At 40.7% G+C, this 13,123-nt stretch carries 13 protein-coding genes; 10 read left to right on the plus strand and 3 right to left on the minus strand.

Annotated elements, in window-relative coordinates; translation table 11 throughout:
* The first annotated feature begins 34 nt into the window (after positions 1-34).
* From AYR53_RS03450 to AYR53_RS03465, 4 genes are all read left to right on the plus strand, one after another.
* Positions 35-601 carry a hypothetical protein gene (locus AYR53_RS03450; RefSeq protein ID WP_068279393.1) on the plus strand — a complete coding sequence of 189 codons (567 nt, stop codon included), beginning with the start codon at positions 35-37 and terminating at the stop codon, positions 599-601.
* 495 nt (positions 602-1,096) lie between these two features.
* A complete protein-coding gene (locus tag AYR53_RS03455; RefSeq protein ID WP_068279390.1) occupies positions 1,097-1,639 on the plus strand; it encodes a TetR/AcrR family transcriptional regulator in 543 nt (180 codons plus the stop codon).
* Between the two features lie 35 nt (positions 1,640-1,674).
* Positions 1,675-2,292 (plus strand): TetR/AcrR family transcriptional regulator, encoded by a 618-nt coding sequence (locus tag AYR53_RS03460; RefSeq protein ID WP_068279386.1) that lies wholly within the window; start codon positions 1,675-1,677, stop codon positions 2,290-2,292.
* A complete protein-coding gene (locus AYR53_RS03465) occupies positions 2,285-5,293 on the plus strand; it encodes a YhgE/Pip domain-containing protein (RefSeq protein ID WP_068281248.1) in 3,009 nt (1,002 codons plus the stop codon). The genes AYR53_RS03460 and AYR53_RS03465 overlap by 8 nt, the downstream gene beginning before the upstream one ends.
* Before the next feature lie 97 nt (positions 5,294-5,390).
* Here the strand turns inward: AYR53_RS03465 and AYR53_RS03470 are convergent, their stop codons facing one another.
* Entirely contained in the window at positions 5,391-6,731 is a 1,341-nt protein-coding gene (locus AYR53_RS03470) for an amino acid permease (RefSeq protein WP_068279383.1), read from the minus strand.
* Positions 6,732-7,222: 491 nt separating this feature from the next.
* Between AYR53_RS03470 and AYR53_RS03475 the strand changes: the two genes are divergently transcribed.
* Positions 7,223-7,573, plus strand: a complete 351-nt coding sequence (locus tag AYR53_RS03475) for a hypothetical protein (RefSeq protein ID WP_068279380.1) — start codon at positions 7,223-7,225, stop codon at positions 7,571-7,573.
* A gap of 209 nt (positions 7,574-7,782) precedes the next feature.
* On the opposite strand, the gene greA is transcribed toward AYR53_RS03475, so the two are convergent.
* Positions 7,783-8,259, minus strand: a complete 477-nt coding sequence (greA, locus tag AYR53_RS03480) for a transcription elongation factor GreA (RefSeq protein WP_068279378.1) — start codon at positions 8,257-8,259, stop codon at positions 7,783-7,785.
* Between the two features lie 315 nt (positions 8,260-8,574).
* On the opposite strand from greA, the gene AYR53_RS03485 reads away from it, so the two are divergent.
* The 3 genes from AYR53_RS03485 to AYR53_RS03490 all read left to right on the plus strand — a co-directional run bounded on the left by AYR53_RS03485 (position 8,575) and on the right by AYR53_RS03490 (position 10,391).
* Positions 8,575-9,249, plus strand: a complete 675-nt coding sequence (locus AYR53_RS03485; RefSeq protein WP_068225838.1) for an NAD(P)H-dependent oxidoreductase — start codon at positions 8,575-8,577, stop codon at positions 9,247-9,249.
* Positions 9,236-9,412: a hypothetical protein gene (locus AYR53_RS13625; RefSeq protein WP_167574655.1), complete on the plus strand. Its 177-nt coding sequence runs from the start codon at positions 9,236-9,238 to the stop codon at positions 9,410-9,412. The genes AYR53_RS03485 and AYR53_RS13625 overlap by 14 nt, the downstream gene beginning before the upstream one ends.
* A gap of 181 nt (positions 9,413-9,593) precedes the next feature.
* Complete coding sequence (locus AYR53_RS03490; protein ID WP_100077727.1) at positions 9,594-10,391, plus strand: C39 family peptidase; 798 nt, start codon at positions 9,594-9,596, stop codon at positions 10,389-10,391.
* A 189-nt stretch (positions 10,392-10,580) separates the two neighbouring features.
* Here the strand turns inward: AYR53_RS03490 and AYR53_RS03495 are convergent, their stop codons facing one another.
* Complete coding sequence (locus AYR53_RS03495; RefSeq protein ID WP_068225809.1) at positions 10,581-11,546, minus strand: glycosyltransferase; 966 nt, start codon at positions 11,544-11,546, stop codon at positions 10,581-10,583.
* A 301-nt stretch (positions 11,547-11,847) separates the two neighbouring features.
* On the opposite strand from AYR53_RS03495, the gene AYR53_RS03500 reads away from it, so the two are divergent.
* Both AYR53_RS03500 and AYR53_RS03505 read left to right on the plus strand, forming a co-directional pair.
* Entirely contained in the window at positions 11,848-12,558 is a 711-nt protein-coding gene (locus tag AYR53_RS03500) for an N-acetylmannosamine-6-phosphate 2-epimerase (RefSeq protein WP_068225810.1), read from the plus strand.
* A 129-nt stretch (positions 12,559-12,687) separates the two neighbouring features.
* Positions 12,688-13,083 (plus strand): Spx/MgsR family RNA polymerase-binding regulatory protein, encoded by a 396-nt coding sequence (locus tag AYR53_RS03505; RefSeq protein ID WP_068225811.1) that lies wholly within the window; start codon positions 12,688-12,690, stop codon positions 13,081-13,083.
* Positions 13,084-13,123: the final 40 nt, after the last annotated feature.

Raw genomic sequence — 13,123 nt, forward strand, 5'->3', positions numbered from 1 at the left:
AAGCGTATTTTTAATCGGAAAGGATTGACAATAAATGGCAATCGACAAGGTTGTTTATGAAGCGGAGTTAACCGCGCTGAATAGTGATAAATTGGGTATTAAGCCAAAAGGTCACGCAACACTGACCATTATGAACAATCAATTAATAATTGAAGTTAACATGACTGACGTTCCCGCCAATACAGAACACTGGATGCATTTCCATGGATTTGCTGATGGTTCAGATGCACAAATTGCAACCATTAAGCAGGATAAAAATCATGATGGTTTTATTGATTTACCAGAGACCGAGGAAGTTTCCGGAACAACAATGGTACCATTTAATAACCGACCACAAGATATTAATATTCCAACGGATACTTACCCAGTTGCTGGTAGTGCAGGTAATTTTAATTACAAAGTGGCTGTACCGCTAATTGAGATGCAGCAAAAATTCAGTGAGGTTTTCCACGATCAACAGTTGGCGTTGGATAAGCGCGTTATTTATGTTCACGGTGTGCCGGATAGCATGGCATTGCCAGCTAGTGTTAAAGGCGCAGTTGGGACTTATGATGCGCACACAACGCTGCCCATTGCGGTTGGTAAAATTAAGCGTGTTTAAAGACCGTGAATTTTAGATAAAAAAGTGAAAAATACTTTTTAACTGATTTAGTGGAAACATGTTGGAAAAAGCAGGTTCCTGCGGTGACCGAGACGAACTTAGTCGAGGAAACACAGTTATGGACTTTATAACTGTGCTCCGTAGCTTTCGCCACAAGAATGGCCATCGTTCGTAGCATCAAGATTATTAGCGAACTAGGCTGCGTCTCGGACTTTGGTTCATCTTAGTCCGATCGACAACGGCAGTAATCCTCAGAACCTAACCGCTTTTTCAAACACTCTAAGAGCTCGTCACAATTTTAATTGTTTGTCTGCAATTAAGATTGTGGTGCGCTTTTTTGTTGTAAAGGGTTAATTAAGACACTTTTGGTTATCTGTTCCGTTGTAAGATAAAAACACCAATTTAAATCTTTTGTTTCATAGTCGGACTGGTATGATAAACAGCGTTAATTAATTATGCTAAGTCCAGCAACAGGGTAGTTATGGAGGAAAGCAGATGCGAGTTACACGAACTGTTAGGGATTTTGAAAATGCACTAATTAAGGTACTGGAAACGACATCGTTTGATGCAGTGACCGTAGAGCAAATTTGTGCGGAAGCATTGTTGCACCGCAGCAGTTTTTACCGTTATTTTAATGATAAATACGACTTATTACAGCAAACGATGTCAATGATGCTCAATCAGCTACTAAAGGATCAAGGACACAATGACGATATTATTGAACAAATCGTTAATTTTGTGGACACGCACAAGGAAGTATTTCGGAACATTTCAGTTAATAACGGGCGAAATTATCTTGATATGGAAGTTTTAACTGTCATCAGTCGGATTATGTTGGCGCGGCGTGATACAAAATCGCAGGATGCATTAATCGAGACCTTGCGGCGAACTGATCAACCGGAGATGTTGGCCTACGTACTGAGTGGCGCTATTATGGGTGCTTTTGTTTGGTGGCGTAAAAGTAATTACGATTTACCAAAGGAACAGATCATTTCTTTTATTAAGGTTGCCGTTAACGGCGTTAAATCTTTCTACTAGAGTGTTTATAAAGGTGTGGAATAAGGGTGAAAAGAATGCCAGATGGGAACTGGTTGTTAATGGATAATGGGTTAGATGAACTTTATCGCCAAATTTTAGATGCGGCATTTACTATTTTTGCACGGGATGGCTATGATGGCACGCGTTTACCGGCGATAGCGTTTGAAGCCAAGGTGAGTATTGGGACGATTTACCGGCATTTTCCCAGTAAGCAAGCGCTATTTAATCAAATCTGCCAGCAGCTTATTATGGCCGTTAAATACAAGCTGATGATTAATTTTCCACAACAGGCATCTTGTGAAGTTCAGTTTGATTTTCTGTTCAACAAAACGTTGCAGCTATTTCAACACGATCCGCGCAGTGCGACTTTCATTATGCGTAATCAGTTTGCCACTATTTTGGATTCAGTAACTCTGGCCAAACAGGCTGCATTGATTGCCTTTTTAAAAAAAACTATTCAGAAAGGCCAGCAGTGTGGTGTCTTGCGGGCTGGTCTTCCAGAGCTTTTATTGGTCACAGTCGTTAACCAAATGACAAGCTCGGTTATTTTTATGGTTGGACGAATGCCATGGCCGGAATTAGTGCAGACATTACGAGATTGTTGTTGGGGTAGCTTAAGTGAGGGAGCAGTAAACTATGTGGGAAATGATTAAAAATGAGTGGCGTTTTGTACGTAAAAATCGGCTAATTTTACTTTCTGTCATTGTAATGGCGTTTATTCCGTTACTTTACAGTGTGTTTTTTTTGAAGTCGGTTTGGGATCCTTATGGCAACACGCAGAATTTACCAGTTGCTGTGGTTAATCAGGATCAACCGGTTCATTATAATGGTGCGACATTGAACGTTGGTAAGCAGACGGTAACCAAATTGAAAAATAATAAACAACTTGGCTGGCGTTTTGTGTCGGCAAAAAAAGCCGCGCAAGGAATGAAAGATAAAAAGTATTATACTGTTGTGACATTACCAAAGAATTTTTCTAAAAATGCCGCCACACTTTTAGATAAAAATCCTAAAAAGATGCGGTTAACTTATAAAACAAATGATTCCTTAAACTATATCGGTGAGGTCATTAGTCAGATTGGCGCGACTTCCTTAGATAAGGAAATTCGTGCGGCCGTCACTAACGCGTATGCTAGCGCCGTGTTTGATCAATTACACGTTGTTGGCAAAGGGATGCATACTGCTGCTGGTGGGGCAACCCAACTGGATACTGGTTTAGTCACAATGAATGACGGTTTAAAGCAGTATACCGTTGCGGTTTCGCAAGTTAATGATGGTGTTCAAACGTTGGATATGAGCGTTAAACCATTAGCTAGTGGTGCTGGGCAATTGGCAACAGGCTCGGCCACTTTGGCAAAAGGGCTAAACAAATACACGGCTGGAGTTTTGCAACTGGGTACAGGGGCCGGCCAATTAAATGCCAATTCAAGTAAACTGACTAGTGGTGCAACCCAATTGGCCGGTGGGACGGCCTTACTAAATGGTAAAACCGGCGCGCTCACTGGTGGTGTTAATCAGTTGGCAACTGGCTCACAAAAACTTTCTGGTGGCGTCCAAGCGTATACCGCTGGTGTTGGCTCACTTTCTGGAGGTTTGGGGCAACTCGCGACGAACTCACAGCAATTGCGTAGTGGTACAAGTGAGCTAAAGAATTCATTAAAAGATTTACCAGCAGGTGTGACTGCCGTAAATGATGGCAATACTGAATTGGCGACCCAAGTAGCCCAGCTTAATCAACAACTCGCTACAAGTGGTCTACTTAATTTGGCTAAAAATCCACAGCAGTTAACGACGTTGCAGCAACAAAGTTCCAATTTGGAGCAAAGTTTAGCCAGTTCACAAACCCAAGATCTGTTAAACGGTATGAATCAGTTGGCCAAGGTTAATTTAACTGGATTGAGTGATTCAGTAGCAAAACTCCAAACAGCGGCAACTGAAGCGCAAACAACAATGACGGGTAGTCTTGGTCAAATTGCTGTCAATGCAAACGAATCTGCACAGGATGCTCAGGCCGTCCTAGTGGCTAATCCTGATCTAGATCAAGCCTCAAAGGCCAAATTAACCGCAATTATTGCTCGTGAGGCTGGTACTAGTCCAACTAGCACGGCTAGTGAACTAAAGACAACGCAAGCGACGATGACTGGCCTTGCGCAGCAACTCACAACTGCTGAAAATACACTGACAACGTTAGCACCAACTTTGACAAAGGTCAGCAGTCTCGGCCAGCAGTTGCCTGAATTACAAGAAAAGTTACAGGCCGCCAAGTCGTTACTGGCCAGTACCAATACATTGATGAGTCAGCTTAATACGAAAGAAAATCAAACTTTATTGGCTGCGATGCCGGCCAAATTAAATGACTTACAAAAAGCAACGCAGCAATTAGCGGCTGGAACACAGCAATTAGATACTCAGGTTAATGCAAAAGTTCCGGGTAGTCAGCAGTCATTATTATTGGCTAGTCTCAATCAATTAGAGGCAGGCACAACCACCTACACTAAGGGCGTTGATGCTGCTAACGCGGGTGCTACTCAGCTTAAGCAAAATTCTGGGAGTTTGGCCTCTGGTGCAACCCAATTGGCCGGTGGTATTGGTAGTATGCAGCAACAGTTACCAACACTAGTCACTGGTATTAGTACTTTAAATGGTGGCGCACAACAGCTTTCTAGTGGCGTTCAACAATATACGGGTGGCGTTCAGGCATTAAACAGTGGTGCCAGTCAATTAAACGCTAACTCAGCTACCTTAAATAGCGGCGCGCAACAACTGGCTTCTGGACTGGGGCAATTAAACCAGCAGGTACCACAACTGGTTACGGGTGTTGGTCAGTTAGCCTCAGGAACAGGGCAGTTAAACGCCAAATCAACTGATTTAATTGATGGGAGTATTAAACTGAACACAGGAGCTGCCCAGTTGGCTACTGCGCTTAAATCAGGTAGTAAGAAGGTCAATGGGATTAAAACAACGCCAAAAACGACGGCCATGTTTGCTAGTCCAACCAGTTTAAAGCACCAAAATTATAGTTATGTTCCAAACTACGGTCACGCCTTAGCACCGTACGTACTTTCTTTAGCACTTTATGTGGGCGCCTTGGTCTTTAATTTTGCTTACCCAATTCGCAAAATTTCGATGGCCGGTAAATCGGCTACCGCTTGGTTCTTCAGCAAGGTATCGCTTGGCGCTGTAGTTGCCGTTGCAATGGCCATTATTGAAGCGACACTAATTATGGCGTTTGGACTACAAGTTGACCACGTTGGGGCCTTTTATCTGATAGCGATTATTTTTGCACTGGCTTCAATGTTTACCATCATGTTTCTTTCAATGGCACTAGATAATCCTGGTCGTTTCTTGGCAATGATTTTACTGATGCTTCAACTAGGTGGTTCTGGTGGTACGTTCCCAATGGAAGTCACCAATGGTTTCTTTAACGCCATTCATAGGTTCTTGCCAATGACGTACTCAATTTTGGGCTTCCGGGAGGCGATTACTTCTGGGCTTGGTGGTCGAACCATTGGGCAAGTTACGTTAATTTTAGCAACCTTTACGTTAGTGGCACTAATTTTATTGTGGGCCGTTATGGTATTATTGCAGCGAATTCATTTAGCAGGTACGTCACAGTTAGACGAGAACCAAAAATTACAGAAAATTGAAAAATAAGCTTGAAATATTTCAAAAATAAAACAGCCTAAGATTATTCTAAGAAAGAATGAGCAAAAGTCTTTCTTAAAATAAATCCTAGGCTGTTTTTAGACCGTTATTTTCGTTTAAGTACGTGGTAGGCGACGAACATTAAGACAAACCAGATTAGAGAAATTAATAACGAAATTCGTGTATCAGGAATGAATAAAAGAAAAATCAACACGCAGATGAAAAACAGCAAACTCAGGTAGTCGGTAAAAGGATAGCCAGGCATTTTAAAATTACTACTGCCTTCAGGGTGTTGTTTCCGATATTTAAGGTGGCACCAAAGTAAGATCAACCAAACGAAAACAAAATTAATGGTTGAGACACCAGAGACTAAGTTGAAAACCTTGGCCGGCATAAAATAGTTTAAAATGACAATGATAAATAGAATCAGCGATGAAAATTGTAATGCCTGATTTGGTACGCTGCGTCGATCTAATTTGCCAAAACGTTCTGGTGCGTTATGCCCCCGTGCTAGTGCGTGTAGCGTCCGGCTAGTACTGAATAAGGCACTATTGGTTGCGGACATGGCAGCAGTCAAAACGACGAAATTTAAAATTCCAGCGGCGCCAACAATACCAATGCCGGAGAATACCTGAACGAAGGGACTAGAAGTGGTTGTGATTTTATTCCACGGGTAGACGCTCATAATGGCAATCATTGAACCGATGTAAAAGAGTCCAATTCGGATCGGTAGGCTATTGATGGCCTTTGGTAAATTAACTTCTGGATTGGTTGTTTCACCGGCAGTTAGGCCAACCATTTCAATACCAACAAAGGCAAAAACTACCATTTGAAATGACATTAGAAAACCAATTGGACCAGTGGGAAAGAAACCGCCGTGACTAACTAAATTAGAAAAACCAGCTACGGAATTACCAACGTGATAGTGAATGATGGCCAGAAAAACGCCGACAACAACTAAGGCCAAGATGGCAACGACTTTAATCAGCGAGAACCAAGATTCTAGTTCGCCAAATAGGCCAACGTTCACTAAATTAACTAATAACAACAGGAGAATGATGACAAACGGTGTGATCCATTGGGGAACGTTAGGAAACCAATACTTAACGTAAATTCCGGTGGCAGTTAAATCTGCCATTGCTAGGCTGATCCAGCAAAACCAGTAGGTCCAGCCAGTAATGAACTCCATGCGGTCGCCGAGATATTCTTTAACGAAATCAATGAATGAATTTTTACTAGTATCAGAAAGCAACAGCTCACCAATTGCGCGCATTAAAAAGAAACAGAAAATACCGACGATGAGGTAGGATAAAATGATTGATGGCCCAGCGGCACGAATGGCACTCCCTGAACCAAGAAATAGTCCGGTACCAATCGCACCGCCAATTGCAATCATTTGAATATGGCGGCTTTTTAGTGATCGTGATAATTTCTGTTCTTCTTTCATTTATACTTCCTCCTAATATTTTACGATCTTACCCGTAGCTATTAAATCTTTTTACGTTTTGTAATAAAAAAGCGCCCCTAGTACAGAGGTCTGCACTAGGGGCGCTTTGCAACGCTGTTCCACCCAAATTCACAATCCATAAGAATTGCCTTTAACGGCCGTTAACGTAGCCAAACGATATAAAACAACCACCATAAAAGTTGAATGGATTTCAGCCTCGCCCACTCTCTCTGAATTTAATCATTCGATTAAAATTATTGTTATTCAGTGTATAAAAATATTAAGGAATTGTCAAGTCGATTTGAACTCGCTTATGGTCTGAAACTAAGGAGTATTTGGAAAAGCACCCAGGTTTCTACGTTTATCCACGATCGGTATACGTATCTTATTGCTAAACTTGTCCAATGCTCAAAAAGGATTATTGCATTTCTTAGTTTCATTTTTTCGGTGGCTTGCTTATACTAAAAGAAAAGATAAAGAAGGTAAAAGTAATGCTACATAGTAGTAGAATGGCAATCGGCGCTTGGGTTAATACTTTAATTATTCTACTTGTCGGCGCAATTAAGCCCCAACAACTAACAAACTCAGGGATGTGGTCGTCATTATTTGCGGTCTCATTCTTTTATTTGATTGTTATTATCGCCAATCAAAAAAAGTGGGGCCATTGGTTATTAATGCTAATGGAAGTTATTTCCGGTCTTATTATTTTAGAATTTATGTTCACGAGTTTAACGCAGTACGCGGGCTTTTGGCGCGTTTGTAGTATCTTGTTAGGGGTTTTACTTTTAGGACATTTATACGCCGCATTTCGCGCGCTGCGTCAAGATATGAAGGCAAAATAGACAAAAGTGACTCAATCTACTTAGTGATTTTAGCTTATAGATTAAGTCACTTTTCTTTTATTGTAAAAAAGCACTTTTCCTTTGTTTAACGTCGTAATAGGCTACTTTCGATTGCCATTACTATACTAGTGCATCGTGGCGACTCTATTTAAGCGTTATTTGTGTAGCGGAACAGAGGCTAATTGAATGCTATGTTGGCGTTGTTGTTCTCAATCAACCTTGATGATTTTGACCTGGTAACTGCTGGCCGGTGCCTGAACAGTAACAGTTGTCCCGGCGGATTTGTTCAATAAGGCTTTGCCAATTGGTGAGGCAAAGGAAAGTTTATTTTGGGTAACTTCGGCCATTTCGGCCTCTTGTTTGCCGACAATTAGGAAGGTTTCTTCACTATTATCATCGAGAAATTGAATAGTAACGGATTTACCTAACTCGATTTTGTCGGTCGATTTTGGCGCCACAATTTCGGCGTACTGTAATTGTTTATCTAAAAAACGAAGCTGACTTTCCAGGTGACGTAAATCACGCTTAGCGGCACTGTATTCAGCGTTTTCTGACAAATCCCCCAGTGCACGTGCCGCTTGTAAGATCCGAATACGTTCTGGTCGTTGCTTTTTTAACGTCTCGATTTTATCTTCGATTTGTTGGTAGCCATTTTGAGTCATTTGGTTAAGGTAAGGTTGGGGCATAACTGATTCTCCTTTGCAAAGGGTACTTGTAGCGTATATTGTAAAGCAAAATTAGTTAGGTTACCACTTAGTATCAGTGCGGCAGGGCCTTTACATTTTGAGTAATGTAGTTTGAATTAAGGTAGCCACACCTTCGTTTAAAATTATTGAACTAATCTATCTATAGATGCTACAGTATTTTAGAAATGATCAGAAGGGTAGTTGGCCGCCATTTTGTACGCTAATTATATTTAAAAAAGATGTGTTATACTCACAAAAAAGTTTACCAAATACGCAGGATCATTACTTTAAATCTTTTGAAAGAAGCTACTTATTTTGAAAACACTAATTATCGTTGCTCACCCCCAATTAGCAGATTCAGCTACCCAGGCCTTTTTAAAGGCAGGCGCGCAATTGCCTGACGTCACTTGGCACTATTTAGATGAGCGGCAATCAATTAACGTGGCGGCGGAACGCCAATTATTATTAGTTGCCAATCGTGTTATTTTGCAATTTCCACTTTACTGGTATTCCGCACCGGCTATTTTACAAATCTGGGAAGAGCAGGTTTTACAGGTGAAAGGCTCCTTGGCCGGTAAAGAATTAGGTGTCGTTGTCAGTACTGGCGTTAAAGCCGAGGCCTATCAGGCAGGTGGCGCCGAACAATTCACAATTTCTGAATTGTTGCGGCCATTTCAAGCACTTACCCACAAACTACAGATGACTTATTTGCAACCTTTTGTGCTATCTCAATTTGCCCATTTAAGCGAGTCGGCCAAGCAACGACTGTTTATTGCTTATCAACAATACCTGACCTTATCAGTTTCGGCGGCCTTTAGTGAACGCGAGAGCTGGTTTGTCGAACGATTAAAGCGAATGATTGCGGCAAAACCAGAACTGAAAGATCGAGTAACGCTAATTTTAGAGCAGTTAGAGACGCAGCAGGAACAACTTGATGAATTACAATGGACACTTCAAATGATGAAAGCAAGTGAAAATGATGACGAATGACTGGTTGCAGCAGCAAATTAATGCATTAGCGGTTAACAGTGAACATTACGAGGAACAGGCCTTGTTTAGGGCACTTGCCGAACTGGTTACTGAACAAGAAAAAAGAATTGAGCAAACGCAAGGCGAAATTGATGGTCGAACTTGGGATGAACGTCAATGGTGAAATCACGAGAAAAATTTTAAGCTATTATTTATGGCGCTTTAAGAAGGCACTGCTCTTTCAAGCACTCCTAGTAAAATTACCTTTCATCACGATTAAATGAGATTTTTTTGTGACGTTTTACGCCTTTAGCTTGTTTTCATAAATTTATTTTACTAAGCTAAATAAAACGGAAGGAATAGGGATGCTTAATTTGATGACTCGAAAACAACATAATTTTATGCGTAGACGACGGTATCGTTTATTTAAAGCAGGCCTTATTTTTAGTCTGGTTATCATTGTTTCTTTGATTACAGGTGCTTTTTCTATCACGCACGCAACGGATCAAAAACGGGCCCAGAACTCGCAAAGTTCTACTTCAGGAGTAATTACTAGTAAGCAAAAGACTGATGCCAAGACAGCCAAGCAAGCTGCTATTGATCGCGCAAGAAAAAAGGCTGGTGTGAATCAGGCCATTAGTGATGCTCAACAGACCGCTAAAACAAAAGCAGGAGCGACTCAAGTTCAGTTAAAGGCACCGGCACTTGATCAGTTTCCTGAATTACCCACTGGTTGTGAGATCACTGCGGTTGCGATGCTAATGCAATACAAGAAGGTTAATATTTCTCCTAGTGAAATTGCTCAAGAAATTCCCTATACGGATGATCCAAATACTGGTTTTTGGGGAAATCCTTACGACGATACAGGCTATACAATGTATCCACCAGCGTGGCAAAGCTTTTTTGAAAGTAAGGTAGGACACTTCAAAAACTTGTCAGGTGCCAGTATTAAGACACTTAAGCAGACATTACATTCAGGAAAGCCAGTTGTGGCTTGGCTATATTTACACGATTTTCCGGCCCATGCTATTTTATTAACCGGCTACGATCAAAATGATTTTTATTATAATGATCCTTTTGATGGTTCTGGTAACAACAAAATTAAAACTAAAACTTTTTGGAAGTTGGCGGCAACACAAAATAACGCGGCAATGACCTATTAATTGAAAAATGGTGGGAGTGGGCCAAAAGTCGGTTTTGGATTAGCTGTAGTTAGGCACGTAAATCCAGACTTTTGGCGCACGTTCTAGAGCAATGTTCGGAAACAGTAAGCGGCCAGGACTTTTGTCCTGGCCGCTTACTTATTTTTGGGGTTACATCGTTGTTTTTATTTGGCTACAGCAAGCATGCGCTTAAACCAGTTTTTTATGCGTAAATTTTTGTTCATTGGTCAAATTAACTTGATAGCTGGTTATAGTAGGTGAATAGCGATCATTTGGACCAGTTTTACCTAAAAGACCATCACGCAGACTGTCCCAGTAAAGATGCCAAATTGTGCTCTTATCTAGCCAGTCAGTTTTGCGCTTTAACAAAATGCCGAGTCCTTTTTTTAAACTAGAGCCCAATAAAATAGTTAGGTAGAATAGTTTAGAACTTGAATATTGTTTACAGACTAAAATTTGGTTACGTACAAAATAGTAGTTTTTCCAATCATTAGGTTCGGCTATATTGGTGTGGTGGACAATTGCCTTAGAAACATTAAGAATTTTTGTTCGCTTACGAATTCGAAGTGCGTATTCAGTGTCAGTATGTTGGGTGAAGTACGCTTGATTGGGTAAGCCGATATCTTGGATAAGTTCACGCTTAAGTAGGATCCCACGGAAGGTGAACAAGTCTAAATAGAACTCATTCGAATATCTTTTAGCAGCAATATCTTTTTGGGTTAGCGTTGCATGATTCAATAACTTTCGCCGCTGACTAGTTTCAACGGTGCCATCACTTTGATAAACGCTACCACTAAAACATTGAACAGTTGGATTTTTATGTACTGCTTGTGCTAGTAGATTAAAGAAATCCGACTGGTAGGTAATATCATCCGTTGATAATGCAATCCATTTAAAGTTCTGTTGTTGAGCAAGTCTGAGTCCTTTATGAAAACCACCTGCACAACCGCGATTTGTGGCCAGGCGAACGTACTGGATTTGTTCGGGATATTTTTGAACGAGATTTAGCATTGCAACACCAGTATCATCAGTTGAGCCATTATCAACAACAATAATTCTTTTTGCTGGGCAATTTTGGTGTTGAAGTGATTCTAAACAAGCTAGTAATTTTTCTTGTTGATTATAGGTAACAAGGACAACGGCGTAGTTTAGCATAAGAGTCTCCTTTTAATGAGCATAATTTTTGCCTTTTTATTAGCATAATTTTTTTGGATAAGGAAAGATAGAAATATACATTAGTTATCACTAAAATAAATTTTTAATGAAGGTAAGACTAGAATGCTTATGAATTCGTTTACAATATTAAGGGAACATGCTAACTTTGAAGTAAGTTAGGAAGTGTTTGGAAAGGCCAATTTTGTGTTTGCCATGATTATGGAAATTATTCAGTAATTTACGCTGATACGCAAAATCGGAGTGCTTTTTGTGGTGTTCTAGGATAAAGGAGTGAAATTTAATGAACAAGAATAAGTTTATTGCCCAAGTAAAAGATGGCTTGATTGTTTCCTGTCAAGCACTGCCCGGGGAGCCGTTGTATTCTGAAAAGGGTGGCATTATGCCATTAATGGCCAAGGCAGCAGAGGAAGGCGGCGCGGCTGGCATTCGGGCAAATTCAGTGCGGGATATTAAAGAAATTCAGGCGGTGACCAGTTTACCGATTATTGGCATTATTAAGCGCCGTTATCCGCCGGAAGAGCAAGTAATAACGGCAACTTTAAAAGAAGTGGCAGAATTAGAAGCACTTGGAGTAGATGTGATTGCTTTTGATGCGACTGATCGGCCCCGGCACGATGAACTGACTGTTGCGGAATTCATTAGTGACATTCATGAAGAATTTCCGCAGCAAATGTTAATGGCCGATTGTTCTAATCTGCAGGAAGCCCTAGCAGCCTATGAAGTTGGGGTTGATTTTATTGGCACGACCTTAAGTGGTTATACCCAGGAGAGCCTGCAGCAGGAAGGACCAGATTTTGAACTCGTTAAAATTTTGTGTGCACGGCACGTTCCGGTAATTGCGGAAGGAAAAATTTATTCACCAGAGGACGCAAAAAAAATGTTGAAACTAGGTGCAGTAGCCGTTGTAGTCGGTAGCGCAATAACACGACCTAAGGAGACAACTGCAAGGTTTGCGAAGGCATTAGTTAATCAAAAATTTGCCAGTGAATAGATGTAACCGTTAACTTATAGGGCTATCTGATAAAACTTGGGTTTACAAAATCTCGTTTTGTAGTATGGTTATCATAAGAAATAATCATAAAAAGAAACTATTTTCTGCGATATTAAGGGGGTATCATCAATGATAACTGTCTATACATTACCAAATTGTCATTCCGCAAAGGCGGCGCAAGAGTGGTTAGAAAAACAACAATTACCATATACGACACAAGACATGAGTAAAATACCACTGACAATTGACGAGTTTAAGCGGATCTTGACGTTAACCACGGATGGGCTAAACGAATTGTTGGCCACGCGGGCATTTGATTATCAGACGTATGCTAGTAAATTAGAAAGTTTACCGTTATCTGATGCTTTGCGCCTTATTCAGGAACGACCTAAGTTACTAAAGGCACCATTAATTGTTAGTGATTCAAAATTAGTAATTGGTTTTAATCGGAACGAAATTCGTCAATTTTTACCACGTTCAGTGCGTAGATTGAATTTATATAGTGCTTTATTAAAGGCCGATTGATGGGCCGACAATTTAAACAACTAAAAAGAAGTCCTTGCCT

The sequence above is a fragment of the Loigolactobacillus backii genome, from assembly GCF_001663675.1.
Lineage (GTDB): Bacteria > Bacillota > Bacilli > Lactobacillales > Lactobacillaceae > Loigolactobacillus > Loigolactobacillus backii.